The organism is Kingella denitrificans ATCC 33394 (assembly GCF_000190695.1).
Lineage (GTDB): Bacteria > Pseudomonadota > Gammaproteobacteria > Burkholderiales > Neisseriaceae > Kingella_A > Kingella_A denitrificans.
In genome coordinates this window covers 604,049-627,728 of the sequence record NZ_GL870929.1, presented here as the reverse complement: position 1 = coordinate 627,728, position 23,680 = coordinate 604,049, and the positions used below count along the sequence as shown (strand labels likewise).

The 23,680-nt window shown below is 54.8% G+C and carries 29 protein-coding genes; 18 read left to right on the top strand and 11 right to left on the bottom strand.

Translation table 11 applies throughout. The annotated features are described in order from the left end of the window. Positions 1-137 precede the first annotated feature (137 nt). The 5 genes from HMPREF9098_RS03075 (at position 138) to HMPREF9098_RS03055 (ending at position 5,390) form a co-directional block, all read left to right on the top strand. Positions 138-620, top strand: a complete 483-nt coding sequence (locus HMPREF9098_RS03075) for a hypothetical protein (protein WP_003781907.1) — start codon at positions 138-140, stop codon at positions 618-620. 25 nt (positions 621-645) lie between these two features. Beyond that, the gene (locus HMPREF9098_RS03070) at positions 646-1,830 is read left to right on the top strand and encodes a RidA family protein (protein ID WP_003781906.1); all 1,185 of its coding nucleotides are present in this window, start codon (positions 646-648) and stop codon (positions 1,828-1,830) included. 199 nt (positions 1,831-2,029) lie between these two features. After that, a complete protein-coding gene (locus tag HMPREF9098_RS03065; protein ID WP_040564220.1) occupies positions 2,030-2,461 on the top strand; it encodes a hypothetical protein in 432 nt (143 codons plus the stop codon). A gap of 150 nt (positions 2,462-2,611) precedes the next feature. Then, positions 2,612-3,721: a tRNA 2-thiouridine(34) synthase MnmA gene (gene mnmA / locus HMPREF9098_RS03060; protein WP_257004640.1), complete on the top strand. Its 1,110-nt coding sequence runs from the start codon at positions 2,612-2,614 to the stop codon at positions 3,719-3,721. Positions 3,722-3,752: 31 nt separating this feature from the next. Continuing rightward, positions 3,753-5,390: an FAD-dependent oxidoreductase gene (locus HMPREF9098_RS03055; RefSeq protein ID WP_003781902.1), complete on the top strand. Its 1,638-nt coding sequence runs from the start codon at positions 3,753-3,755 to the stop codon at positions 5,388-5,390. 222 nt (positions 5,391-5,612) lie between these two features. On the opposite strand, the gene HMPREF9098_RS03050 is transcribed toward HMPREF9098_RS03055, so the two are convergent. The 4 genes from HMPREF9098_RS03050 to ubiA form a co-directional block, all read right to left on the bottom strand. Then, a complete protein-coding gene (locus HMPREF9098_RS03050) occupies positions 5,613-6,254 on the bottom strand; it encodes a hypothetical protein (protein ID WP_003781901.1) in 642 nt (213 codons plus the stop codon). 204 nt (positions 6,255-6,458) lie between these two features. Continuing rightward, on the bottom strand, positions 6,459-7,304 hold the full coding sequence (locus tag HMPREF9098_RS12190; protein ID WP_003781897.1) for a hypothetical protein: 846 nt from the start codon (positions 7,302-7,304) through the stop codon (positions 6,459-6,461). Positions 7,305-7,379: 75 nt separating this feature from the next. Further along, on the bottom strand, positions 7,380-8,390 hold the full coding sequence (dusB, locus tag HMPREF9098_RS03035) for a tRNA dihydrouridine synthase DusB (protein WP_003781895.1): 1,011 nt from the start codon (positions 8,388-8,390) through the stop codon (positions 7,380-7,382). 86 nt (positions 8,391-8,476) lie between these two features. Then, positions 8,477-9,373: a 4-hydroxybenzoate octaprenyltransferase gene (ubiA, locus tag HMPREF9098_RS03030; protein ID WP_040564217.1), complete on the bottom strand. Its 897-nt coding sequence runs from the start codon at positions 9,371-9,373 to the stop codon at positions 8,477-8,479. 137 nt (positions 9,374-9,510) lie between these two features. On the opposite strand from ubiA, the gene pncB reads away from it, so the two are divergent. After that, positions 9,511-10,710 carry a nicotinate phosphoribosyltransferase gene (gene pncB / locus HMPREF9098_RS03025; RefSeq protein ID WP_003781891.1) on the top strand — a complete coding sequence of 400 codons (1,200 nt, stop codon included), beginning with the start codon at positions 9,511-9,513 and terminating at the stop codon, positions 10,708-10,710. 269 nt (positions 10,711-10,979) lie between these two features. On the opposite strand, the gene HMPREF9098_RS03020 is transcribed toward pncB, so the two are convergent. Together HMPREF9098_RS03020 and iscX are read right to left on the bottom strand one after the other, a co-directional pair. Next, on the bottom strand, positions 10,980-11,921 hold the full coding sequence (locus HMPREF9098_RS03020; RefSeq protein ID WP_040564647.1) for a D-alanyl-D-alanine carboxypeptidase family protein: 942 nt from the start codon (positions 11,919-11,921) through the stop codon (positions 10,980-10,982). A gap of 168 nt (positions 11,922-12,089) precedes the next feature. After that, complete coding sequence (gene iscX, locus HMPREF9098_RS03015) at positions 12,090-12,287, bottom strand: Fe-S cluster assembly protein IscX (RefSeq protein WP_040564216.1); 198 nt, start codon at positions 12,285-12,287, stop codon at positions 12,090-12,092. A 109-nt stretch (positions 12,288-12,396) separates the two neighbouring features. On the opposite strand from iscX, the gene metZ reads away from it, so the two are divergent. From metZ to HMPREF9098_RS02985, 6 genes are all read left to right on the top strand, one after another. Continuing rightward, complete coding sequence (gene metZ, locus HMPREF9098_RS03010) at positions 12,397-13,575, top strand: O-succinylhomoserine sulfhydrylase (protein ID WP_003781885.1); 1,179 nt, start codon at positions 12,397-12,399, stop codon at positions 13,573-13,575. A gap of 80 nt (positions 13,576-13,655) precedes the next feature. Then, on the top strand, positions 13,656-13,853 hold the full coding sequence (locus tag HMPREF9098_RS03005; RefSeq protein WP_040564645.1) for a DUF2788 domain-containing protein: 198 nt from the start codon (positions 13,656-13,658) through the stop codon (positions 13,851-13,853). An 84-nt stretch (positions 13,854-13,937) separates the two neighbouring features. Further along, entirely contained in the window at positions 13,938-14,483 is a 546-nt protein-coding gene (locus HMPREF9098_RS03000; protein WP_040564643.1) for an inner membrane-spanning protein YciB, read from the top strand. After that, a complete protein-coding gene (locus HMPREF9098_RS02995; protein ID WP_094576274.1) occupies positions 14,480-14,773 on the top strand; it encodes a YciI family protein in 294 nt (97 codons plus the stop codon). Before HMPREF9098_RS03000 ends, HMPREF9098_RS02995 begins: the two co-directional genes overlap by 4 nt. Next, on the top strand, positions 14,770-15,048 hold the full coding sequence (locus HMPREF9098_RS02990; protein WP_003781876.1) for a BolA family protein: 279 nt from the start codon (positions 14,770-14,772) through the stop codon (positions 15,046-15,048). The genes HMPREF9098_RS02995 and HMPREF9098_RS02990 overlap by 4 nt, the downstream gene beginning before the upstream one ends. Before the next feature lie 15 nt (positions 15,049-15,063). Next, the gene (locus tag HMPREF9098_RS02985; protein WP_003781875.1) at positions 15,064-15,942 is read left to right on the top strand and encodes a peptidylprolyl isomerase; all 879 of its coding nucleotides are present in this window, start codon (positions 15,064-15,066) and stop codon (positions 15,940-15,942) included. 111 nt (positions 15,943-16,053) lie between these two features. Here HMPREF9098_RS02985 and pnuC read toward each other — a convergent pair whose 3' ends face one another. Beyond that, entirely contained in the window at positions 16,054-16,743 is a 690-nt protein-coding gene (pnuC, locus tag HMPREF9098_RS02980; RefSeq protein ID WP_003781873.1) for a nicotinamide riboside transporter PnuC, read from the bottom strand. Positions 16,744-16,833: 90 nt separating this feature from the next. Continuing rightward, positions 16,834-17,394, bottom strand: coding sequence for an adenine phosphoribosyltransferase (locus HMPREF9098_RS02975; protein ID WP_003781871.1), 561 nt, complete (start codon positions 17,392-17,394; stop codon positions 16,834-16,836). Between the two features lie 130 nt (positions 17,395-17,524). Between HMPREF9098_RS02975 and HMPREF9098_RS02970 the strand changes: the two genes are divergently transcribed. From HMPREF9098_RS02970 to HMPREF9098_RS02950, 5 genes are all read left to right on the top strand, one after another. Then, positions 17,525-18,367, top strand: a complete 843-nt coding sequence (locus HMPREF9098_RS02970; RefSeq protein WP_040564215.1) for a class II glutamine amidotransferase — start codon at positions 17,525-17,527, stop codon at positions 18,365-18,367. A gap of 24 nt (positions 18,368-18,391) precedes the next feature. Continuing rightward, a complete protein-coding gene (gene trmB, locus HMPREF9098_RS02965) occupies positions 18,392-19,105 on the top strand; it encodes a tRNA (guanosine(46)-N7)-methyltransferase TrmB (RefSeq protein ID WP_003781866.1) in 714 nt (237 codons plus the stop codon). Positions 19,106-19,213: 108 nt separating this feature from the next. After that, positions 19,214-19,780 carry a peptidylprolyl isomerase gene (locus HMPREF9098_RS02960; protein ID WP_040564641.1) on the top strand — a complete coding sequence of 189 codons (567 nt, stop codon included), beginning with the start codon at positions 19,214-19,216 and terminating at the stop codon, positions 19,778-19,780. A 58-nt stretch (positions 19,781-19,838) separates the two neighbouring features. Further along, a complete protein-coding gene (locus tag HMPREF9098_RS02955; RefSeq protein ID WP_003781862.1) occupies positions 19,839-20,351 on the top strand; it encodes a peptidylprolyl isomerase in 513 nt (170 codons plus the stop codon). 69 nt (positions 20,352-20,420) lie between these two features. Next, positions 20,421-20,666: a glutaredoxin family protein gene (locus HMPREF9098_RS02950; protein ID WP_003781860.1), complete on the top strand. Its 246-nt coding sequence runs from the start codon at positions 20,421-20,423 to the stop codon at positions 20,664-20,666. Here HMPREF9098_RS02950 and recX read toward each other — a convergent pair. From recX to HMPREF9098_RS02935, 3 genes are read right to left on the bottom strand one after another with little or no spacing between them, the layout of a single operon-like run. Further along, positions 20,663-21,130: a recombination regulator RecX gene (gene recX / locus HMPREF9098_RS02945; RefSeq protein WP_003781858.1), complete on the bottom strand. Its 468-nt coding sequence runs from the start codon at positions 21,128-21,130 to the stop codon at positions 20,663-20,665. The two genes, HMPREF9098_RS02950 and recX, sit on opposite strands and share 4 nt — an antisense overlap. Before the next feature lie 54 nt (positions 21,131-21,184). Further along, a complete protein-coding gene (locus HMPREF9098_RS02940) occupies positions 21,185-21,661 on the bottom strand; it encodes a hypothetical protein (protein ID WP_003781855.1) in 477 nt (158 codons plus the stop codon). After that, a complete protein-coding gene (locus tag HMPREF9098_RS02935; RefSeq protein WP_003781854.1) occupies positions 21,654-22,961 on the bottom strand; it encodes a homoserine dehydrogenase in 1,308 nt (435 codons plus the stop codon). The genes HMPREF9098_RS02940 and HMPREF9098_RS02935 overlap by 8 nt, the downstream gene beginning before the upstream one ends. A 128-nt stretch (positions 22,962-23,089) precedes the next feature. Between HMPREF9098_RS02935 and HMPREF9098_RS02930 the strand changes: the two genes are divergently transcribed. Beyond that, a complete protein-coding gene (locus tag HMPREF9098_RS02930; protein ID WP_003781852.1) occupies positions 23,090-23,452 on the top strand; it encodes an Mth938-like domain-containing protein in 363 nt (120 codons plus the stop codon). Positions 23,453-23,680 lie beyond the last annotated feature (228 nt).

Below are 23,680 nucleotides of genomic sequence, written 5' to 3'. Positions count from 1 at the left end.
GGCGTTGGGTTATTCGATTTGGCTATATTGAATATAACTGATTAAAGAATAAAGGATATTATCAAATATTCTTGGAAAGGCGGATTCGTCCGCATTAAGATGGCGGCATTCCAAACAGAACGAAACGGGACACCGCCATGAGCAAACATATACTTTTTTCGGTGAGCGACAGCACGCCGCTGGCCGAACTTTACCAACGCTTGGGCCAAGGCGTGGACATTATCGAGCAGCACACCGAGTATGCCCACAAGCGCGCGCTGCCCACCGTGCAGCAGGCTATCGGCCATTTGCGCCGCTTTATTTCGGGCGAATTGGGCACGGATGAAGGCGCGAAGCTGTGGTTCAAGAAGCTGACCAAACTGGCGGAAGAAGTGGGCGATATGACGCCGGCGCAGTCGGCCTATATTTTGGCGGCGGCGGAAGTGGCGCACGCGGCATCGCACATGGGGCACGTGAACATGGCGCTGAGCCGCGGCAACCGCACCCCCGCCGATGCGGAATATGTGAAACTGCAAACCGCTTATGTGAATTTCGCCTTCAAAGGCGTGGACGAATTTTTACGCTTGGCAGACAAAAGCATTCCTGCTTATTTTGAATTTGCCGAAGAAAGGGCCGCCTGATTGGCGGAAAAAAAAGGAGAACAATATGACGCAAAACACCCGATATGCCTATACCGTGATTGTGCCGCAACACGGCGCGGATTATGCGGAACAGGCCGCCGATATTGCCGAGCAAACCCGCGCGTGGCTTCAAAAGCAGCCTGCAGATACGCACATCGTGCGCCAAACGGTGTTTTTCCGCGACGCGGAGCAGCTGAACGCCGTGGCAGGCGAATTCCGCCGCCAATTCCAAGCCGCCCTCGAACGCAACCTGCCGCAAACCGCGTTTGTCAGCCAGCCGCCGGCCGACGGCAAACTGCTGGCGGTGGAAATTACCGCCGTTTCGGGCGCGCAAGTGGCGCAGGAAAACGACGGTCTGACACTGGTGCGGCACGACGGCATCACGTTTGTGCACACGCACGGCGACGCATTGCAGGGCAGGGCGGCATTGGGTGAAAACGCGTTTGCCGACACATTGGACGTGCTGAATGAAAACAAACGCTTGCTGGCACAAGGCGGCGCGGGCTTGGCGCAGGTGTTCCGCACATGGTTTTACATGGGCAGCATTGTCGCCCCCGATTCGCGCAGCGCAGACGGCATCCAGCGTTATAAAGAGCTGAACCGCGCCCGCACGGTGGCGTTTGACGGTGTGCGGTTTTTGCGCGATACGCTGCAAAAGCAGCCTGCATTCGATGTGTATCCCGCTTCCACCGGTATCGGCATGGACGGCGAAGACGTGGCGTTGTCGTGCAGCGCGCTGCTGACCGAGCGCAAAGACGTGTTTACCCTGCCGCTGGAAAATCCGCGCCAAACGCCCGCTTTCGATTATGCGCGCCATTACAGCCCCGAGACGCCGAAATTCGCTCGCGCCATGGCGGTGGTGTACGATAACCAGGCCGCCGTGTACATTTCCGGCACCGCATCGATTACCGCGTCCGAAACGCAGCATATCGGCAATACGGCCAAGCAGACCGAAGAAACCCTGCTGAACATCGCCACGCTGATTAGCGCGGAAAATTTCGCCAACGCCGGTTTTGCCGGATTCGGCGCGAAGCTGACCGATTTGGCGGTGGTGCGGGCTTATGTGAAACACGCGGCAGATTACGAAACCGTGCGCCGCGAGTGCGAGAAACAGCTGCCCGGCGTGCCGGTGGTGTACACGGTGGGCGATGTCTGCCGCGACGATTTGCTGGTTGAATTGGAAGCCGTTGCCCATATCCGCCGCCAATAAACGGGCAAAAATATAGTGGATTAAAATCGCAATGATACGGCGTTGGCTCGCCTTGACGTACTATTTGTACGCCTTGCGGCTCGCCGCCTTGTCTTATTTTTATTTTAATCCACTATACAGTCGGTGAAACCCGCAAAAAGTGCAGGCTGCTTTGAAGGCGGGCTGTACCCCGAAAACAAAAGCCAACAAGGACAAAACCATGCAACTTTATGATATCCCGGAATATTCCCTAGACGAATTATACGATTACTACAACCGCACCATCGACCTGGCCGCGTCGTATGACTGGGCCGTCCACCCGCGCACGCAATTTCACGTGCAATCCGCCCTGCGCGACTACCGCAAATTTGCCGACGGCGAATTGGACATCGATTTGGGCACGAAACGCTGGTTTCGCGTGATGTCGCATTTGGTGGAGGAAGTGGGCGATTTGGACGACAACCAAACCGCGCTGGTTTTGGCGCTGGCGGAAATCGGCCATGCGGCGGCGCACTTGGGGCATTTGAACACGGCGTTGAGCCGAGGCGGCCGCACCGAGGCGGACGTGAAATACGAAGAGCTGAACCGCGCTTATGTCGGCTTCGGTTTCAAATGCGCGGAAACCTATCTGAACCTGATTCAAAAACACTGACGGACGACGCGCCGCCGCCAATGCCAGCCCGAAAACGGAACACCTGTTTTCGGGCTGGCCGTTTCAGCGGGGTGCAGGCTGCTTTTCGGGGTGACAAAACCGCAAAAGCAGCCTGCACTTCGGCTTGTGTTAAAATGGGCGGGTAATTTTATTGTTGAGATAATAAAAATGTATAAGAATCAGAATATTGTTGTGGGGCTTTCCGGCGGCGTGGATTCATCGGTAACCGCGGCGCTGCTCAAACGCGGCGGTGCAAACGTGCGCGGCGTGTTCATGCAGAACTGGGAAGACGACGACAGCGACGAATATTGCAGCATCAAACAGGATTCGCTGGACGCGATGGCCGTGGCGGATATTGTCGGCATCGACATCGATATCGTGAACTTCGCCGCGCAATACAAAGACAAAGTGTTTGCCTATTTTTTGCAGGAATATCAGGCCGGCAGGACGCCGAATCCCGATGTGCTGTGCAATGCCGAAATCAAATTCAAATGTTTTTTGGATTACGCGGTGGCCGAAGGCGCGGAAGCGATTGCCACCGGCCATTATGCACGCAAAGAAGTGCGCGACGGCGTGCATTACCTGCTGCGCGGCGCGGACGGCAACAAAGACCAAAGCTATTTCCTGTACCGCCTGCAACCGTATCAGCTGCAAAAAGCCCTGTTTCCGCTGGGGCATTTAGAAAAGCCTGAAGTGCGCCGTTTGGCGGTCGAATTCGGCCTGCCCACCGCCGCCAAGAAAGACAGCACCGGCATCTGCTTTATCGGCGAGCGGCCGTTCCGCGAATTCCTGCAAAAATACCTGCCCACGCATAACGGCAACATGGTCACGCCCGAAGGCAAAATTGTCGGCGAACATGTGGGGCTGACGTTTTACACCATCGGCCAGCGCAAAGGCTTGGGCATCGGCGGTGCGGGCGAACCGTGGTTCGTGGCGGGCAAAAACCTGCCGAAAAACGAACTTTTGGTGGTGCAGGGGCACGACCACGAACTGCTGTACACCCGCTCCCTGCAAATGAATCAGTTGAGCTGGACGCTGCCCGAAAAACCGCGTGAAGGCCGCTACACCTGCAAAACGCGCTACCGCATGACTGATGCAGCCTGCACGTTGCAGTATTTGTCGGACGATACGGCCGAATTGCAGTTTGACGAGCCGCAATGGGCGGTAACGCACGGGCAGTCGGCCGTGTTGTACGACGGCGAAGTCTGCTTGGGCGGCGGCATTATCACCGCCACCGACAAACCGTTGATTTTGCTGTGAACCAAAGCAGCCTGCACTTGGGACGGCCAATATGAACCGGCGACAATTCCTCAGCTATTCCGCATTGGCGGCCGGCACGGCAACCGCGGCTTGGTGGCAGCTTCGGCGCAGCAATCATCAACCGAGCGTGTCGGTGCGGCGCATCGGCCTGCCTTTGGCGCACGCCCTGCGCGACGCACAGTTGCCGCTGACCCATTCGCGCGAGCAAAGCTGCGACACGCTGATTTTGGGCAGCGGAGCGGCCGCATTGTCCGCCGCATGGTGGCTGGTTCGGAACGGGCAGCGAAACATCCTGCTGGCCGAAGGCTTCGAGCGCAACGGCAACCAGGCGGCATACACATTCGGCGAATCCAAAAGCAGCCTGCACGCGCCTGCAGGCGCGCATTATCTGCCGCAGTCCTCCGCCGAAAGCATACATGTGCGGCAAATGCTGCATGATTTGGGCATTATCCAAGGCAGCAACCCGCTCACCCATCCCATCTATTCCGACATGGATTTGGTGCACCAGCCCGACGAGCGCGTGTGGGCGGACGGCGCATGGCACAGCGGCCTGCTGCCCCGCCAAGACGCAGACACGCAACGCTTTTTCCAATACATCGCCACATTGCGCCACGCCAAAGATGCGTCGGGCAACAAAGCCTTTGCCATGCCGGTGGCGTTGAGTTCCGCAGCGGAAGAATGGCGGCAGCTCGACCGCATCACCTTCGCGCAATGGATGAAACAGCAGGGCTACCAATCGCCCGTGCTGTGGTGGTATTTGGACTATTGCTGCCGCGACGACTACGGGCAGGGCGTGGCGCAGGTGTCCGCCTTTGCCGGGCTGCATTATTTCGCCGCGCGGGGTAACGAAAACGCCGCCGTGCTCACGTGGGCGGACGGCCTGAACCACATTGCCGAAAAACTCAGGCAGTTCATCGGTTTGCAGGAATTGGCCGATTTCCCCGATACCGCCGAATACGCATTGCGGCAGCCTGCCAGCGTGCCGGCCGTCGCATTGTCTGTGGAAGAGCAGAGCGATGCGGTGAACGTGCATCTGCGTCACACGCAAAACGGCAAAACGCATTTGATACGCGCGAAAAACGTGATTTGCGCCATGCCGCTGGCAGTGGCGAAACGGGTGCTGCGCCATGCTGAACGATACGGTTTCGCCGCGCAAAACCCATTGCCGCAAAGCGCGCCGTGGCTGGTCGGCAATTTTGTGTTGCGCCGTTTCCCCAATGAAGCTGCGCATACCGAACTGGCGTGGGACAACATCCGCTACGGCTCGCCCGCACTGGGCTATGTGGTGGCAAGCCATCAGGCAATTCGCGTTGCCAAGCCCGAACAGACGATTTTCACGGCCTACCGCGCGCTGAACCACGCACCGCCCGACCAAGTACGCCGCCAGTTGCTGCACGCCGCCGATGAAGATTTGCTCGCTTTGGCGGCAGAAGATTTACTGGCGGTTTACGGCAAAGTATTTTGGCGCGCCGTTGTGCATGTGGACATTGCCGTGCGCGCGCATGCCATGGCGGTGCCGGCGGTGGGCTATCTTTCCAATCCGCTGCTGCTGCAACTGCGCGGCCACCATTCGCGCCTGCAATTCGCACACAGCGATTTGAGCAGCTATTCCGTGTTTGAAGAAGCCGTGCATTGGGGCGTTCAGGCGGCGCAGCGGCTGTTGGACTAGGGCGGCAGCCTGCACGGGCGGCGGACGTGTAGCTCGATTGAATAAAGAAAGCAGCCTGCACTTTGAACGTTTGAAGTGCAGGCTGCTTTTGAAACGGCGGACGGCAGGTTTGGGTAAGGAATGGGGTTGTTCTAGTGATTTGTGATGGCTTTGGTAGGGGAATCGGCATAGCTGGCTTCTGCCAGTAAAACATAATCAGAGACATTGATGTTTGCCATGATATTACCCTTTATAGGCTGGTTGAGAAATTAAATAATATTGAGAGAAATACTTAAATGCATCGCTATCGCACCTAGGCGTATTATCTATCCAAAATTTATAGGAGCTCCCAACAGGTGCGTAACGTGTGGAGGTACTTATATTTTTAAATAGAATCACCTGAAACTTTTTATCAAAATATATTTGATAGTGCAGAAATGTATAGTTTACCTCTTTTGAAATAAAAGTATATATATCATTCAACAATGAAGAAGAATAAGAAAATTGAAATTCGTGCCCATCGAATACGATACTATCTTCTTTAAAGGGAAAAGAAACATTTTTTTTAAATGAAAAAGGGGCATTTTTTCTCAAATTATCCGCACTTTCCTTCGTGAGACTCCTCCATTGCTCCGGCGCCACATAAACCGTAATCCCCGCCTGCTTGCACATTTCTGCCGCATAAATACGGACGATTACTGCTTCCACCGTCCAATAAACGAACACCCAGCCCATCGCCAGCATAAATCCCCAAAACGCGCCCCACCGTTCCGCACGGGGGTTGTCGGGTCGGAAACGGCGGAACAGATACCTGCCGATTTTCATGGCGAATTTGGTTAGCAGAATCCAGATAATCAGAAAAATAAACAGAACAATGGCGATCATGGTTGCCTTTCAGTTTAAAAGTGCAGGTTGCCTGCAAAATAAAGCAGCCTGAAAAGCAGCCTGCACGGGCAAACGGTTTTTCAGGCTGTCTGGGCGGGATATTGGGGGCGGCGGGCGGCTCGCTGCACACTGGCAAACTCCAAAAGGGTTGCCGCATTTGGGATATTGGTGTTTTGGGTATCAGTGTTTGACATTTTTAGTCTCCTATTTGGGTTTTACTACTTTGGTTAAAAAACTGGTTATCGGATGTCTATTGGAAAATTCTTGATTGGCACACCTGACGGCAAATGCCCACGGCATTCTTGCCCCACCCGTGCTACCCAAGCCTTTTTCAAAGGCATAGATGGTCTTTTCGGCAATCACTTCGTTAGTTTGGCGGTCGATAATCTGTATGGTCGCACCTGCCACCCAGTGCCTGCGCAGCTTGGGATCGACATTGTTTTCGAACGTTACTGCATAACGGGCGGGGTGTCTAGGGTTAAGTGTTTGGTTGAGCGGAAAATCTTTGCCTGAATACCGAATAATATCGGAATGGTTGGGTTGCAGGACATCCACATAGTGGTATCTCTTACTGCCATAAAATCCTAGAAATTCGGCAATGAATTCCTTTCCTTCGCTGGTCTGTAAAGTCGCATTGTCCCACATTGGATCTTTATTTTGGGCATCTACCGAAACGGTACTCTCAGCTACTACCTTCAACAGCATAATCCCTTCCACATTGTCCACCGTTCGGTAAATCTTTTCCCCCGCCGTTTTGCATTGTTCGTTAAATACGGCTTCGGCTTCTTTATATTTTCTGTCCCATTCTTCTTGTGCCTGTATTTCTTCTTTGCTCGGGCCGAATTGTTTGGGAATAATCCAAACAAACAGCAGCAGGATAACGGCGGCGGTTAGGCTGCCTGAAAGGATTTTACCGGCGTTCCGTTTGGGCTTTTTGTAGGCGAAGCGGACGAGAAACCAAAGCAACAGCAGCATGGTGCCCCAATAGCCGATTGCGAACAGGATGGCCAAGCCTTCTAGGAAATGACGTAAATCGTATGTGGTAAACATGGGTTGTTCCTGTGTTGGTGTATGCAGGCTGCTTTTTGCCGATTTTTTCCGCACTTCAAAAGCAGCCTGCACGTTTTACGATGCGTAATCGCGCGGCCAGTGCGTGTAAAGCGCTTTCTGCCGTTGCAGGAATTGCGCCAGCGTGTCGTATTGCTCGGCCGCATTGCCGATTTGGTTGATGTGTTTGCGGCAGCTTTCGCCGTCGGCCAGGCGGCGCAGATACCAGGCGATGTGCTTGCGGGCAATGCGGGTGCCGGCGGTGTCGCCGTAAAAGCGGTGCAGCGCGGCAATGTGTGCCAGCACGGTGTCGGCGGCTTCGTCAAACACGGGTGCTTCGGGAATGCGGCCGTGTTGCAGGAATTGGGCGATGTCGCGGAAAATCCACGGCTGGCCTTGCGCAGCGCGTCCGACCATCACGCCGTCGGCCTGTGTCTGCTGCAACACGCGGGCGGCTTTTTGCGGGCTGTCGATGTCGCCGTTCACCCAAACGGGCAGGGACACAGTGTGTTTGACTTGGGCGATAAGGTCGTATTCCGCGTTGCCCTGATACATTTGCGTGCGCGTGCGGCCGTGGATAGCCAATGCGGCAATGCCTGCCTGTTCCGCCATTTTGGCGATGGTGAGGATGTTGCGGTGTTCGTCGTCCCAGCCGAGCCGCGTTTTCAGGGTGACGGGCACGCCTGCGTTTCGGACGACGGCGTGCAGGATGCGTTCGACCAGCGGTTCGTTTTGCAGCAATGCGCTACCGGCCAGCACGTTGCACACTTTTTTGACGGGGCAGCCCATGTTGATGTCGATGATTTGCGCGCCGTGTTCGGCGTTGTGCCGCGCGGCGTGCGCCATTTGTTCGGGGTCGCTGCCGGCAATCTGCACCACGATAACGCCGTCTTCGCCTTCGTGGTTACGGCGGTTGCGGCTTTTTTGGGTGTGTTGCAGGCCGGGGTCGCTGGAGAGCATTTCGCTCACGGTCCAATCTGCGCCCCATTGCCGTGCGGTGCGGCGGGTGGGGTTGTCGGTGATGCCGGCCATGGGGGCGAGGGCGAGCGGCGTGTGCGGCAGGGAAAAGGGGAGCAGGGGGTGTGTCATTGGCGTTTTTCGGTGTGGGAAAGCAGCCTGCACTTGGGAAAACGAAGGTGCAGGCTGCTTTTTGGGGTTGTCAGAATCGCAAAATATCAGAAATAGGCAAAATGTGCCGCCAGCGCCGCCAGCCATGCTGCGCCGATTTTATTGTTGTCCAGGAAGACTTGCAGGCAGGTATCACGGTCGCGTGTGAACAGGCGGGTGTATTGCCTCCATTGCCAATACAGCACCAGCACCCAGATGGTCCAGAAAACCCAGGTCGCGCCGATGAGCCAGCCCACTTTGAGCATGAGGATGTCGAACGTGAAATGCGCCAGCAGCACCATTTCCGCGTCCCAGTCGCCAAAGGTGATGGCGGAGGTTTTGATGCCGATTTTCAAATCGTCGGGTTTGTCGGCCATGGCATAGGCGGTGTCGTAGGCCAGCGTCCAGAACAGGTTGGCGGCATAAAGCCACCACGCCACTTCGGGGACGTCGTTTTGCAGGGCGACAAACGCCATCAGCATGCCCCAGGAAAATGCCAGCCCCAAATAAAGCTGCGGGATGGGGAACCAGCGTTTGGCAAAGGGATAAGTGCCGGCCAGCGCCAGGGCGGGCAGCGACATGAGCCATGTCTGCCATGAAAACGGAATCAGGCAGAGGGCGGCGAGGATGCACAAAACAATCAATAACCTGCGTGCCTGCCGCGGGGTGATTTCGCCGGTGGCCATGGGGCGGTCTTTGGTGCGGGCAACGCGGCTGTCGAAGTCTTTGTCGGCCCAGTCGTTGATAATGCAGCCTGCACTACGCATGAAAAAAGTGCCCAAAGCGAAGGCCAGCACGTCCGGCCATTCCGGCTGGCCTTTGGTGGCAATCCATATCGCCCACAGTGTGGGGTAAAGCAGCAGCAGCGTGCCGATGGGCTTGTCGGCGCGCATCAGCCGCCAATAGGCCAGCGCACGGTAGCGCAAACGGGTGGGTTTGGTGCTTGAGTCAGGTGCGGGGTTCATGAATCCTGTCCTTACAAAATCTAGCCAAAATTTACCTGTATTATATAGCCCATGCAGGCAGCCTGCACTTGAATTTTCATGCAAAAACGGCGCAATATCGTTTACAATGCCCGTTCCATCTTAACGGAGACAACGCCATGGCCATTATCCGCTCACTGCTGGACACCGATTTATATAAATTCACCATGCTGCAAGTGGTGCTGCACCAGTTCCCCGAAACGCACAGCGTGTACGAATTCCGCTGCCGCAACGCCACCACCGTGTATCCGCTGGCGGACATTCAGGCCGATTTCGAACGGGAAATCGACGCCTTGTGCCAACTGCGCTTTACACCGGACGAATTATCGTATCTGCGCAGCCTGCGCTTTATCAAGAGCGATTTTGTCGATTATCTGGAACTGTTTCAGCTCAAACGCCGCTTTGTCAGCGTCCGCCCCGATGACACGGGCAGGCTGCACATCCGTGTCGAAGGCCCGATGATACAGGCGATGTTCTTCGAAATTTACATCCTGTCGATTGTGAACGAGCTGTATTTCCGCCGCTTGGAAACGCCGGAAGTGTTGGTGGAAGGCGAACGCCGTTTGCAGGAAAAAGTAGCGTTGATTCAGTCATACGACCGGCAGCAGCAGGCCGGCGACCCGCCGTTTCTGGTTTCCGATTTCGGTACGCGCCGCCGTTACACGTTGGCATGGCAGGAGCATGTGGTGAAAGCATTTGCCCAAGCGGCACCCGATGTGTTTCGCGGCACCAGCAATGTGTATTTGGCGAAAAAACTCAACCTCACGCCGATTGGCACGATGGCGCACGAATTTTTGCAGGCTTTTCAGGCGCTGGACGTGCGTTTGCGCGATTTCCAAAAAGCCGCTTTGGAAGCGTGGGTGCACGAATACCGCGGCGATTTGGGCATTGCGCTGACCGATGTGGTGGGCATGGATGCCTTCTTGCGCGATTTCGACCTGTATTTCGCCAAACTGTTCGACGGCCTGCGCCACGACAGCGGCGACCCTTATGTGTGGGGCGACAAGGCATACCGCCATTACCAAAAACTGAAAATCGACAGCCGCACCAAAATGCTCACCTTCTCGGACGGCTTGGATTTGCAGCGCGCGTGGGATTTGCACCAATATTTCAAAGACCGCTTCAAAACCAGCTTCGGCATCGGCACGAACCTGACCAACGATATGGGGCACGAGCCGCTGAATATCGTGCTGAAACTGGTGGAATGCAACGGGCAGTCGGTGGCCAAAATTTCGGACACGCCCGGTAAAACCATCACGGACAACGATACGTTTTTGGCGTATTTGCGGCAGGTGTTCCAAATCGAAACCTCTGCTTAATCGGCATGCAAAAAAGCAGCCTGCACGTTTGACATTGGGGCGTGCAGGCTGCTTTTGTATTTATAGTGGATTAAAATTGCAATGATACGGTGTTGGCTCGCCTTGACGTACTTAATTTGTACGCCTTGCGGCTCGCCGCCTTGTCTCATTTTTATTTTAATCCACTATAGTTTGACCTTTGCAGTATATTTTATCGGCGAAACGGAAATATAGAAAAAGCAGCCTGCACCTTGATTTCCGAAGTGCAGGCTGCTTTTGTCATGTGCGGTTTACAGCGGATATTGCGATACCATGCTGCCCAACGTGCGCGCATCGTTCACGCGCGTGGTGGATGTGGACGAGCCCAGCACCACCATAATAATCGGGTCGCGGCCCATTTGTGTTTTCAGCACCATGGAGCGGCCGGCTTCGCGAATATAGCCTGTTTTCTGCACGCTGATGTTCCAGCGGCCTTCGCGCACCAAAGCATTGCTGTTTTGATACTGCTGAACACGTCCCGCGCTGGTATATACCTGACCGCTTTTGGCCGTGCTGAATTGGCGGATTTGCGGATAACGGTCGGCAGCCTGCGCCATCAGGAGCAGGTCGGATGCGGTGGATACGTTGCGCGGATCCAAACCGGTAGGTTCATAAAAACGGGTGTGGCGCATGCCCAAACTTTGCGCTTTGGCATTCATGGCCTGAACGAACGCGCTCATGCCGCCGGGATAAGTGCGCGCCAAAGCGTGGATGGCGCGGTTTTCGCTGCTCATCAGACCCAAGTGCAGCAGCTGAGTGCGTGTCAGCTCTGTGCCGATGCTCAAACGGCTGCCGGTGCCTTTCAGGCGGTCGATTTCCGCTTCGGTAATGGTGATGGTCTGGCCCATGTCCAAACGCGCATCCAAAACCACCATGGCTGCCATCAGTTTGGAGATGGAAGCAATGGAGCGTACGCTATTCATATTTTTTTGGAACAGGATTTGGCCGGTGTTGGCATTCATGATGGCGGCAGCCTGCGCGTTGAGCAGGGGGGCGGCATAAGCCGGCTGTTGCTGCGCGGCGGGTGCGGCGTGATTGTTGGCTGCAGGGACGGTGGTGAACTGGCCGGGAAAGTTTTGTTGCAGGAAATCGCCCAATACGTCTTCGGAATCGTAGGCAAAGGCGGATGAAACAAGGCCGAAACTAAAGACCAATCCCGTGCAGATTTGTTTGGTATGCTGTAATAAAGTCATCAATAAAACCACTTAGAAATTGAATTTAAGACAAAATAAATCCGTGCCCATGACGGGCACCAATTGCGAAATTTATCATATTCCCTTTTGAAATTAAAGGTTAATCATGGCAATTTCGCGAAAATTTACAAAAATTATCAAACGTTTGTTCCAAACAGAAGCGGCGGTTTATTCGGCTTCGCTAATCCACACCTGCTGGATGGCTTCCAAGATTTTCTCGCCACAGCGGGCAGGGTCGTCGTCAAAATCGGGCAGCGCCAAGACCAAATCGCGCAGTTGGGTAAAGCGCAGCGTTTTCGGGTCGATGCTGTCGCCGTGCGTGTCGAACAATTCTTCGCCGATGCGCTGGGTGTCGGTCCATTTCATGGTGTTTCCTTGCTGATGGTCTGAGAAACTTGGCATTATAAGCATTGAAACCGTGTCTGAAAAGGCGCAAAATAGCGCTTTCCCATGTAAACCGATTAAAGGAATCCGTATGTCGAAGCTACATCCGCAAACGCTTGCCATCCGTGCCAGCAAAGAGCAAACGCCGTTTAACGAACACCAACAAGCCCTGTTCCTGACCAGCAGCTTTATGGCGGACAGCGCGGCGGATGCGGCGGCCATCTTTGCCAAAACCAAAGAGGGCTACACTTATTCGCGCACGGCAAATCCCACAATAGCGGCATTCCAAAAACGTATTGCAGCACTGGAAAATGCAGAGGCCGGCATTGCCACGGCCACCGGCATGGCGGCGATTCAGGCGGCTTTGCTGACATTTTTGAGCGCGGGCGACCATTTGGTCAGCAGCCGCAGCCTGTTCGGTACCACCGCAGGATTGCTGTCGGGCCATATCGCGCGTTTCGGCATTGAAATTACCTTCGTATCGCAAACCGATGTGTCCGAATGGGAAAAAGCCATCCGCCCCAACACCAAAATGCTGTTCTTGGAAACGCCGTCCAATCCTCTGAACGAAGTGGCCGATTTGGAAAAACTGGCCAAACTGGCGCACGACAACGGCGCGCTGCTGGCGGTAGACAACTGTTTCTGCTCGCCCGCCGTGCAGCAGCCTTTGAATTTCGGCGCGGATTTGTCGATTCAGTCGGCCACCAAATTTATTGACGGGCACGGCCGCGTGTTGGGCGGTATTGTGTGCGGCCGGGAGGATTTGATTAAACAAATCGGGCTGTATGTCAATTCGGCGGGCTTGAGCTTGTCGCCGTTCAATGCGTGGCTGCTGCTCAGCGGCACGGAAACAATTTTCGTCCGGACGCAGCAACAGGCGGCCAGTGCGCAAAAAATCGCCGAATGGCTGAAAAAGCAGCCTGCAATCCAAGCGGTGCATTATGCCGGCCTGCCCGACCATCCGCAGGCGGAACTGGTGCGCAAACAGCAAAGCGCAGGCGGCATGGTGATTGCGTTTGAAGTGGCAGGCGGCGTGCAGGCTGCTTGGAAAGTGATTGATGCCGTGCAGATTTTCTCCAAAACCGCCAATTTCGGCGATGTGCGCTCCACCATCACCCACCCGTGGACGACCACGCACGGCAGAATGTCGCCCGAAGACAAAACGGCCGCCGGTATCCGCGAAGGGCTGATTCGCATCGCCATAGGCTTGGAATATGCGGACGACTTAATCAACGATTTGGCGCAGGCATTGGCTGCCAGTCAGGCATAATGAAAAAGCAGCCTGCACCTTTGCCGTTTTCAAAGTGCAGGCTGCTTTTTTTCGAACAACTTATTGATGTGGAGGAAACCATGACCGAAGCAGAATTTTCCATGTGGGCATTGCGTATTTTCATTCCCGGACTGGTGCTTTTTCTGGGTTTCATTATTTACAATTTGGGCAAAGAATCCAAAGCCGGCAAATTCGGCATGTTCATCTTGTTTTTGGTATTAGGGCTTGGCATTGCAGGATTTTTGTTTAAAAACCTGCTGGTCGAACTGCTTATGTAGGCAAGAATCCGCGCGAAAAAGTAGGCAGTTTGCGTTTGCGCTGCTATGATAACGGCTTTTATTCACACACACGCTGCCAAAATTATGAAAATATTAAGCGATTTTATTGCCGTCATCCTGTTTTTCGTTGCCTACCAAATCACCGGCAACATGATTACCGCCACCACCGTGGCCGTGGTGACAGGCGTGATTCAGGCGGTATATACCTTCGCCGTGCATAAAAAATTGGCGCCGACGCAATGGCTCAGCCTGATTTTGGTGGTGGTGTTCGGCGGGCTAACCATCTGGCTGAACGACCGCAGTTTCATCATGCTGAAAAAAACCATCCTGCCGTGGACCATGGCTTCTGCCATCGGCGTGATGCAGCTGATGGGCAAAAACGGCCTGAAACTGCTGCTGGGCGGAGAAGTAACGCTACCCGATGAGGTGTGGCGCAAGATATCGTTCGCATGGATGTTTTTTTTCTTTTTCTTGGGCGCGGTCAATCTGGCCGTGGCCTACCCGTTCACGGCGGAACGCGAAGCATTTTGGGTTCAGTTCAGCCTGTGGGGTTATCTCCCCATGACCCTTGTTTTTTCCTTGGCGCAAGCCATTTACCTTGTCAAACACTTACCGAAGGATGAAGAATAATGCTGTTTATGTTATTGGCAACCGATGCAGAAGGCACTGGCGAAGCACGCGCCCAAGCCCGTCCGGCACATTTGGCGCGATTGGAAGAGCTTGACCGCGCAGGCCGCCTGCTCACCGCGGGCCCGAACCCTTTGCCCGACAATCCCGATGCGGTATCCGGCAGCCTGATTGTGGCCGAATTCGACAGCTTGGACGAAGCCGAGGCATGGGCGGGGCAAGACCCGTATGTCGATGCCGGCGTGTATGCCGAAGTGTTGATTAAACCGTTTAAAAAAGTGTTCCCGAAATGAGCGCTATCCGTCAGGAAATGGCCGAGCTGCTCGCGCCGATGAACCCTGAAATTTTCGAATTTGAAGACGAAAGCCATCTGCATGCCGGACACGCGGGCAACCGAGGCGGCGGGCATTATTCCGTGCTGGTGGTGTCGGAGGCGTTTGCCGGGCAGCCGCGCATTGCACGTTGGCGGAAAGTGCAGGCTGCTTTGGCGCCTCTGTTTCAGGCGGGCAAAATCCACGCACTTACGATTCAGGCGCACACTCCGTCCGAATATTTCCATTCACACTAAATACAAGGAGGTTTTATGAAGAAAACCCAAATGGCTGCCGCATTGGCCGGCGTATTGTTGTCGGCGCAACTGATGGCGCAGACCGTGGTTACCGTGAACGGTACGAAAATCGACAGCGACGAATTGGATGCGCGCGCCAAATTTGTTCAGCAGCAAAGCCAGGGCCAAGTGAAAGACAGCCCGGAGCTGCGCCAGTTTATTGCCAACGAAGTGGTGGTGGAAACCGTGGTGGTGCAGGAAGCGCGCCGCCTGAAACTCGACCAGAGTGCGGATTACAAAACGGCGGAAGCCGATGCGCGCCGCCAGGCACGCGACCGCGGTTTGGACAAACAGCCGGATTTTCAAGCCAACTGGAAGCGTTTCTTGAACCAGGTGCTGATGGATGTTTATGCGCAGCACATCGTTCAACAAAATCCGGTCACGGACGAGCAGTTGCAGGAGCGTTATAACGCTATCAAAACGCGTTACGACAACACGGACGAAGTGCAAATCGGCGAAATCATCACTGATAAGGCGGAACAGGCACAAGCGGCCATCCGCGAATTGGCGGCGAAAAAATCGTTTGCCGATGTGGCGCGCAAATACAGCATTGACCCGGAAGTGAAGGCGGGGCAGTCTGCCATTAGCGACTTTATGGCGCTGGTGGATTTGAAAGAGGCGCGCCCGAAAATCTTTGCCGCCGTGCAGAATTTGAAGGCGGGCGAGTTCACGCGTCAGGCATTGAACGAGGACAACAAGGCGTTTGTGGTGTTTTATATGAGCACGCGCCGCAAAATTGCGGTGGAGCCGTTTGAGAAAGTGCGTGAAGGTTTGCTAAACAATATGCGCCAAGAGCGTGTGCAGGCTGCCGTGGGCGCGCTGATGCAGAAGGCGAATATCGTGCCGGCGCAATAATCCGATATTCTTGCCATAAACGTTAAACAGTGCAGGCTGCTTTGGACGGGTTTCCGAAAGCAGCCTGCACTTTCCGTTGAGCGGGGTGCAGGCTGCTTTTTCACGTCGGCGTTACGCTGTTGCCTTTTGCAGGCGCGACCAGTTATAAAACCCGTACACAGAATTGAGCAGATACGCACCGAACATCAGATACATGGACGGATTCTCCGCCCACAACACGATGGAAAGGATGTTTAAGGCAATCCATAAAATCCATTGCTCGCGGTAACGCAGAATCATGAGCAGCTGGCCGGCCACGGTAATCATGGTGGTCAGGCCGTCCAAATTGGTGGAGCTGCCGCCCGCCGCGCGCAGGGCTTGGGCAAACAGAAACGTGCTGACGGCCAGCGAAACCAGCAGCAACGCCCAGCCTTTGGGCGACAGTTTTTTGGCCTGTACGACCTGGCCGCCGCCTTCCTGGCACAAGTTTTCCTTCCAGACGAAATAGCCGATGAATTGGGACGGCAGATACACATACAGCACGGTATTCATTTCGCCCAAAAAGTTGGCTTTCCACGAGGCGTAAAAATAACTGTAGGCAAAAATCAGCCCGAACAGGTAGTTAATCATTTTGCCTTTGCTCACCAGCACCACGCAGATGATGCCGGAAATACCCGCCACCATGCTCACCCAGGAATCGGGCTGCCGCCAATACGCCCAAATCTGCGCGGCAAGGAAGGCAGCCAGCCAGAAAAGCTCGAAAGGCTTCCAGCCGCTGCATAAATCGTTGAACAAGGCTTTTAAATAACGGGTGTGGCTCATGATGTTTCTCTCTCTATTGTGTTGGGGGCGATAAATAAGATAAATAAAAAGTGCAGGCTGCCTTGGAAAAAGCAGCCTGTACTGGTGGGATTACATGCAGCCGTCGTTTTGCAACAATGTAAACAGCGGCACATTATGGTCGCGGATTTTTTTCGCGCCGGGCAAATCGGTAAATTCCAAAATGGCACAGGCCTCCACCACCACGCCGCCCACTTTGCGGATTAAGTCCACGCCGGCCAGCATGGTGCCGCCCGTGGCCACCAAATCGTCCACCAGCAGCACGCGGCTGCCGGCCGTTAAAGCATCTGTGTGCATTTCCACCGTGGCCTCGCCGTATTCCAGCGCGTAGCTTTGTGACACGGTTTCAAACGGCAGCTTGCCCTTTTTGCGGATGGGCACGAAGCCGACGTTCAGTTGGTAGGCCAGCGCGGCGCCGATAATGAAACCGCGCGCGTCCAAGCCGGCCACCACGTCGATTTTCTGCCCCATGTAGCGGTAGGTAAACAAATCCACCAGCAGGCGGAAATATTCCGGGCTTTGCAGCACGGGAGTGATATCGTGAAACAGGATGCCCGCTTCCGGCCAATTAGGGATTTTGCGGATTTTTTGGGCGAGCGTACTCACGCCCATCACATCAGGATGGAAAATCATATTCAAAGTGCCGTGTATGGTAAAAAATAAAGGGATATTTTAGCGACAAAAGGCGAAAAACGCTATAATTCCGTCAGCACAAAACCACGAATGCCCGAAGGGGCGGCTGATTAACCAAAAGGAACGCATTATGTGCCAGCTTCTCGGAATGAATTGCCACCTTCCGACCGATATTTCGTTTTCGTTTGCCGGCTTTTCCAAACGCGGCGGCCTGACGGACCACCATTCGGACGGCTTCGGCATCGGCTTTTTCGAAGGGCGGGGGCTGCGCCTGTTCTTGGACGACAAGCCCTGTGCCGATTCGCCCGTTGCCCAGTTGGTGCGCCATTACGATATCAAATCGCGCAACGTGATTGCCCATATCCGCAAGGCGACGCAGGGGCGTACCACGTTGGAAAATACCCATCCGTTCCAGCGCGAATTGTGGGGCGGCTACTGGCTTTTTGCCCACAACGGCAATTTGAGCGCGGAATTCCAGCCGCAGACAACTTATTATCAAGCCGTGGGCTGTACCGATTCGGAACGCGCATTTTGCTACCTGCTCGACCAACTGCGCAGTCGTTTCAGCCGCAAACCCGGCAATGACGAACTGTTCGACGCACTGGCGGAACTGTGCGCCCAAGTGCGCGAATATGGCATGTTCAACATGATTTTGTCGGACGGCAACGTGATGTTTGCCCACGCCAGTACCCTGCTGCACTATATTGTGCGCCAGCCGCCGTTCGGACACGCGCATTTGGTGGACGAGGATTTGGAAATCGACTTTTCCACCGTGACCACGCCGGACGACCGCGTTGCCGTGATTACCACGCTGCCTTTGACCGACAATGAAATTTGGCAGCAGCTGGCGTGCAACGAATTGGTTATGTTTGAAAACGGGCAGATTGTCCGCCGCCATTGCCCCGAACCGCCGGTTTACCTGACCCGCGAGCAAGGCCTGGAATTGGCGCGCAGAGCCGGCGTCAGCTATTGATTAACTCATTTGAAATGTGATGATATGAACACGGAAACCGAAGCAGTAACACCTGAATCCGAACCGACGCACCGTCGCGGGATTAAATCCTTTGTTTTACGGCAGGGGCACATGACCGCGGCGCAGCAAAAAGCGATTGACGAGCAATGGGCACGCGTTGGCGTGGATTATCGGCCGCAGGTTGTGGATTTGGATGCCGTTTTCCAAAGTACGAAGCCCAAGGTTTTGGAAATCGGCTTCGGCATGGGCACAGCCACGGCGGAAATTGCCCGCACATTGCCCGACATGGATTTTTTGGCGATTGACGTGCACGGCCCCGGCGTGGGCAATTTGTGCAAGCTGATTGCCGAACACAATATCGGCAATATCCGCGTGATGCGTCATGACGCGGTGGAAGTGGTGGAGAATATGCTGGCGGAAAGCAGCCTGCACGGCATCCACATTTTCTTCCCCGACCCTTGGCACAAAAAACGCCACAACAAACGCCGCCTGATTCAGGTGCCGTTTGTGCAGAAATTGCTGCCCAAGCTGCAATCCGGCGGTTATATCCATTTGGCGACCGATTGGGAAGAATACGCGTTGCAAATGCTGGACGTGTTGAACCAGTTCCCCGAAGAACTGCAAAACACCGCCGCCGATTTCGCGCCCACGCCCGCATACCGCCCTGAAACCAAATTTGAAGCGCGCGGCAAACGCTTGGGGCACGGCGTGTGGGATTTGGTGTTCCGCAAAAAATAGTGCAGGCTGCTTTTTGCCGTTTGCCTGAAATGTAGATTATTGATTGATTTGTTGATTTTAAAAGCTGCCGATGTGCAGGCTGCTTTTTTGTTTGAAGGAGTGATTGTGATGAACCATGCAACCCGATACCTGTTGGCTGGCTTGCTCGCTGCCTGTGCATTCACCGCGCAAGCCGAGACCAAAGTCGTTATCGAAACCAATATGGGCAATATCGAACTGAGTTTGGACGAACAGCGCGCGCCCAAAAGCGTTGCCAATTTCGTGGCTTATGCCAAGCAAGGCTTTTACAGCGGCACGATATTCCACCGCGTGATTCCCGGCTTCATGATTCAGGGCGGCGGCATGACGGCGGACATGATTGAAAAGCCTACTTCCAAAGCCATTACCAACGAAGCTGATAACGGCCTGAAAAATACAGTCGGCACTATTGCCATGGCGCGTACGTCCGCGCCCAATTCTGCCACCAGCCAGTTCTTTATCAATCTGGCGGACAACGATTTTCTCAACCACAAAGACCGTAGCGCGGCCGGTTTTGGCTATGCGGTGTTCGGCCATGTGACCAAAGGCATGGACGTGGTGCAGCGTATCGGTCAGGTGCGCACCACGTCGCGCCTCATCCACCAAAATGTGCCCGTGCAGCCCGTGGTGATTAAAAATGTCCGCGTCGGACAATAAACGGCGTTGAACCCACAGAATTATCCCTCCAACTCTTCATTGATTTTAAGGAAAAAATATGGCGATTAAACTGCATACCAATTTCGGCGTGATTACATTGGAACTGGACCACGAAAAAGCTCCGGTTACCGCCGCCAATTTCGAGCAATATGTGAAAGACGGCTTTTATAACGGCGTGATTTTCCACCGCGTGATTCCCGGCTTCATGATTCAGGGCGGCGGCATGACGGAAGATATGCGCGAAAAAGACACGCGCGACAGCATTCAGAACGAAGCCGGCAACGGTTTGGGCAACGAAAAATACACGATTGCCATGGCGCGTACGTCCGACCCGCATTCCGCCAGCGCACAATTTTTCATCAACACCAACGACAACGCCTTTTTGAACCACCGCGCCAAAGAACTGCACGGCCGCCACGTGGTGCAGGATTGGGGCTATGCCGTGTTCGGCCGCGTGACTGACGGTTTCGATGTGGTGGACGCGATTGAAAAAGTGGCGACCAAATCGCACGGCTACCATGACGATGTGCCGGTGGAACCCGTGGTGATTGAGCAGGCGGAAATCGTATAAATCTCCCCATCATCAAAATGGACGGTGTAGCGATACATCGTCCATTTGTTGCGAAAGGCGCATAAAAACATGAAATTAACACTGATGTTCCGCACTTATTGCGGATTGTGTCACCAAATGCGCGATGCGTTGCAGCCGTATTTGGCGGAATACCGCGCGGAATTGGAGATTGTCGAAATCGACGATTTTCCCGATTTGGAAGCCAAATACAACGAGTTGGTGCCGGTGCTGCTGCACGGCGAACACGAAATCTGCCATTGGCATTTGGACGAGGCGGCATTGCGTGCCTATTTGGAGGCGCAGGCTGCACATTAGTCTTCAGAATCCCAAAGTTCTTCTTCGTCCCAATCAGCTTTCAAAGCAGCCTGCGCGATGCCGCTGGAAAAGCCGCGATAAAGCAGGAAGCGCATTTGCTTTTGTTTTTCTTCAAAATTTTGTGCAGGCTGCTTGAATTTCTTCCGCGCCACGCCGATGGCATTGCGCAATTCTTCTTCGCGGCTGGGCAGGGCGTCGCGAATCAAATCGGCCGAAACGCCGTGCGCCTTCAATTCCTGCTGCAAACGCGCCGAGCCGTGTTTGATGCTTTTGCTGCGGACGAATGCTTGCGTGAAACGTTCGTCCGACTGCCAGTTTTTTTGGGCAAATTCATTTAACACGCGCTCCAATTCGTCTTCGTCTTCGGCATAGGGCTGCAATTTTTTGTGCAGCTGCGCGCGGCTCAGTTCGCGGCGGGCCACATAATCCATGGCGCGGGCGCGTAACGATTTTTCTGTTTTCATGCTTCGGTATCCGTAAAAATACCGCCCGAAACAGGCGGTATGGTCTTCACACAATCAATCGGCCTTTAAATCGGCAATGCATTGCGTATCGCGCGCGGTGAAGGCTTCTTCGCCGCCCAAAAGCCGCAAGCGCTCTTCGCTGCTGATTTTGGCGAACGACCGGATTTGATTCACGCCCAGACGGTTCAAAGGCTCCTTCCACATGCAGACGCAGTATTGCGCCACCAGTTTGCCGTCGGGGTCTTGCAAGCCGCGCTGCTTCAAATCGGCCTGCCATTTAGGCGCGGCGGGCACGTTCTGAATGCAGCTTTCCACGATTTTGGCAATGGCCTGATGCTTGCTCATGCCGCATTGGCTCAGGAAGAAGAAGCCCGCAAACAAAAGGGCGATGACGCGCATCCAGTTAATAAGCGTGCGGCGTTTGGCAGCCGATTTTGCCAAGCGTTCGGCTTCTGCTTCGTTGTGCAGGCTGCTTTTGCCGTCCGCTTCCGCAGGCGGTGCAGGCTGCTTTTCGTGTTCTTGATCAGCCATTCAGACTTTCCATGCGGATGAGGGTGACCGGTGCGCCGACGCTGTCCAGCGCTTCGATGGCGCGCAGGGCGGTTTTCACATTCCGCTCCACCGTGCTGTGGGTCAGAATCACAATTTCGGCCTGATTGTTGTCCAGCACCGCTTTTTGAATCAGCGCTTCGATGGACACGCCTTCTTTGGCCAGCAAATTGGCAATCGTGCCCAAAACGCCAGCTTTGTCGGTTACTTGGACGCGCAGGTAATAGCTGCTGGTGATGTCGTCCATGCCCACGAAGTTTTGCGCCTGCACTTGGCTGGGTTGGAACGCCAAATGCGGCACGCGGTTTTCCGTATCGGCGGTAATCAGGCGCGAAATGTCGATTAAATCGGCCACCACGGCGCTGGCAGTGGGCAATGCGCCTGCACCTGCGCCGTAATACAGGGTTTCGCCCACCATGTCGGCCTGCACGCGCACGGCATTCATCACGCCGTTCACATTGGCCAGCAGGCGGCATTCGGGAATCAGCGTGGGGTGCACGCGCAATTCGATGCCTTTGTCGGTTTTGCGGGTGATGCCCAGTAGCTTCACGCGGTAGCCCAGTTCTTCGGCATATTTGATGTCGCGGCTGTCGAGACGGCTGATGCCTTCCAAATAGCACGCGCCGAAGTTCACCGGTGTGCCGAATGCCAATGCCGACATAATGGTGATTTTATGGCCCGCATCGTGTCCTTCGATATCGAACGTCGGGTCGGCTTCGGCATAGCCCAAGCGTTGCGCTTCCGCCAGCACGTCTTTGAACGCGCTGCCTTTTTCGCGCATTTCACTCAAAATAAAGTTGCTGGTGCCGTTGATGATGCCGGCAATGGATTGGATTCGGTTGGCGGCCAGGCCTTCGCGCAGGGCTTTAATCACGGGAATGCCGCCGGCCACCGCCGCTTCAAACTGCACCATCACGTTTTTCTGCTCGGCCAATGCGAAGATTTCGTTACCGTATTCGGCCAGCAGTTTTTTGTTGGCGGTCACAACATGTTTGCCGCTGTTAATGGCGTTGAGCACCGCTTCTTTGGCAATGCCCGTGCCGCCGAACAGTTCGACCACAATATCCACATCGGCGCGCTGCACCAAATCCATCGGATTGGCGACCCATTCGGCCTGCGGGCATAATTGTGCGGCGCGTTCGGCATTCAAATCGCACACGGCGGTGATGTTGATTTGGCGGCCCAAACGGCGGGCGATTTCGGCCTGGTTGTCGCGCAAGACTTCGGCAACGCCGCCGCCGACGGTGCCGAGTCCCAATAATCCGATATTGATGGCTTGCATGAGTACTCCCGATGAAAAACAGAATTAGGGTAAAATAAATAGACAAAAACGCCTGCAATCCTACCCGATTTTGCGGCGTTATGCACCTTTTTTCGCGATTTGCGCGCTTTTGTGTGGGAGATTTTGAAATGAAATTTCAGGAAATGGGTTCGGCAGGCGGCGTGCCGGTGGACAGTTATGACGACGGGGGCGTGGAAATCGCGCAGGTGCGCCATGCGTTCCCGCTGCTGCTGGCCGATAAAGCCGTGGCGTTGGACAAGGCTTCATGGCAGGATTTTTCGGCCGGCGATGTGCAGGCTGCTTTTGACGCGGGCGCGGAAATGATACTGCTGGGCACGGGAAAACGGCAGCATTTTGCGGCGGCGGCATTGCGCGTGCGTGCGGCGGAATTGGGCATCAGTTTGGAATGCATGACCACGGCGGCCGCGTGCCGGACCTATATCCTGCTGCAAAGTGAAGGGCGGCAGGTTTGGGCGTGGCTCTGGGCGTGAAAAAGCAGCCTGCACTCGGATTTTAGGGGTGCAGGCTGCTTTTTAAAGCTGCAATAAACGAATTCATCGTTTCCGCATTCTAATGGTTTTCATGGCGTCTTGCCGCCATACCCGCGCTTTCAGATGGCTGCCGCCGCACGGTTCGCCCCAAACTACCATTGCGCCGTTTGCCCGTTAAAAAGCAGCCTGCACCCCAACTACGAGTGCAGGCTGCTTTCGTTTTCATGC

Coding starts and splice junctions, on each gene's coding strand:
- HMPREF9098_RS03000 (WP_040564643.1), top strand. CDS start 13,938: ATGAAAATATTAAGCGATTTTATTGCCGTCATCCTGTTTTTCGTTGCC.
- HMPREF9098_RS03050 (WP_003781901.1), bottom strand. CDS start 6,254: ATGATCGCCATTGTTCTGTTTATTTTTCTGATTATCTGGATTCTGCTA.
- dusB (WP_003781895.1), bottom strand. CDS start 8,390: ATGACACACCCCCTGCTCCCCTTTTCCCTGCCGCACACGCCGCTCGCC.
- HMPREF9098_RS02950 (WP_003781860.1), top strand. CDS start 20,421: ATGAAATTAACACTGATGTTCCGCACTTATTGCGGATTGTGTCACCAA.
- HMPREF9098_RS02960 (WP_040564641.1), top strand. CDS start 19,214: ATGAACCATGCAACCCGATACCTGTTGGCTGGCTTGCTCGCTGCCTGT.
- HMPREF9098_RS03075 (WP_003781907.1), top strand. CDS start 138: ATGAGCAAACATATACTTTTTTCGGTGAGCGACAGCACGCCGCTGGCC.
- HMPREF9098_RS03055 (WP_003781902.1), top strand. CDS start 3,753: ATGAACCGGCGACAATTCCTCAGCTATTCCGCATTGGCGGCCGGCACG.
- pnuC (WP_003781873.1), bottom strand. CDS start 16,743: ATGAGCCACACCCGTTATTTAAAAGCCTTGTTCAACGATTTATGCAGC.
- recX (WP_003781858.1), bottom strand. CDS start 21,130: ATGAAAACAGAAAAATCGTTACGCGCCCGCGCCATGGATTATGTGGCC.
- pncB (WP_003781891.1), top strand. CDS start 9,511: ATGGCCATTATCCGCTCACTGCTGGACACCGATTTATATAAATTCACC.
- HMPREF9098_RS03020 (WP_040564647.1), bottom strand. CDS start 11,921: ATGACTTTATTACAGCATACCAAACAAATCTGCACGGGATTGGTCTTT.
- HMPREF9098_RS12190 (WP_003781897.1), bottom strand. CDS start 7,304: ATGTTTACCACATACGATTTACGTCATTTCCTAGAAGGCTTGGCCATC.
- HMPREF9098_RS02975 (WP_003781871.1), bottom strand. CDS start 17,394: ATGATTTTCCATCCTGATGTGATGGGCGTGAGTACGCTCGCCCAAAAA.
- HMPREF9098_RS02940 (WP_003781855.1), bottom strand. CDS start 21,661: ATGGCTGATCAAGAACACGAAAAGCAGCCTGCACCGCCTGCGGAAGCG.
- HMPREF9098_RS02930 (WP_003781852.1), top strand. CDS start 23,090: ATGAAATTTCAGGAAATGGGTTCGGCAGGCGGCGTGCCGGTGGACAGT.
- trmB (WP_003781866.1), top strand. CDS start 18,392: ATGAACACGGAAACCGAAGCAGTAACACCTGAATCCGAACCGACGCAC.
- HMPREF9098_RS03070 (WP_003781906.1), top strand. CDS start 646: ATGACGCAAAACACCCGATATGCCTATACCGTGATTGTGCCGCAACAC.
- HMPREF9098_RS02935 (WP_003781854.1), bottom strand. CDS start 22,961: ATGCAAGCCATCAATATCGGATTATTGGGACTCGGCACCGTCGGCGGC.
- metZ (WP_003781885.1), top strand. CDS start 12,397: ATGTCGAAGCTACATCCGCAAACGCTTGCCATCCGTGCCAGCAAAGAG.
- HMPREF9098_RS02955 (WP_003781862.1), top strand. CDS start 19,839: ATGGCGATTAAACTGCATACCAATTTCGGCGTGATTACATTGGAACTG.
- iscX (WP_040564216.1), bottom strand. CDS start 12,287: ATGAAATGGACCGACACCCAGCGCATCGGCGAAGAATTGTTCGACACG.
- HMPREF9098_RS03005 (WP_040564645.1), top strand. CDS start 13,656: ATGACCGAAGCAGAATTTTCCATGTGGGCATTGCGTATTTTCATTCCC.
- ubiA (WP_040564217.1), bottom strand. CDS start 9,373: ATGAACCCCGCACCTGACTCAAGCACCAAACCCACCCGTTTGCGCTAC.
- HMPREF9098_RS02990 (WP_003781876.1), top strand. CDS start 14,770: ATGAGCGCTATCCGTCAGGAAATGGCCGAGCTGCTCGCGCCGATGAAC.
- HMPREF9098_RS02970 (WP_040564215.1), top strand. CDS start 17,525: ATGTGCCAGCTTCTCGGAATGAATTGCCACCTTCCGACCGATATTTCG.
- HMPREF9098_RS03065 (WP_040564220.1), top strand. CDS start 2,030: ATGCAACTTTATGATATCCCGGAATATTCCCTAGACGAATTATACGAT.
- HMPREF9098_RS02985 (WP_003781875.1), top strand. CDS start 15,064: ATGAAGAAAACCCAAATGGCTGCCGCATTGGCCGGCGTATTGTTGTCG.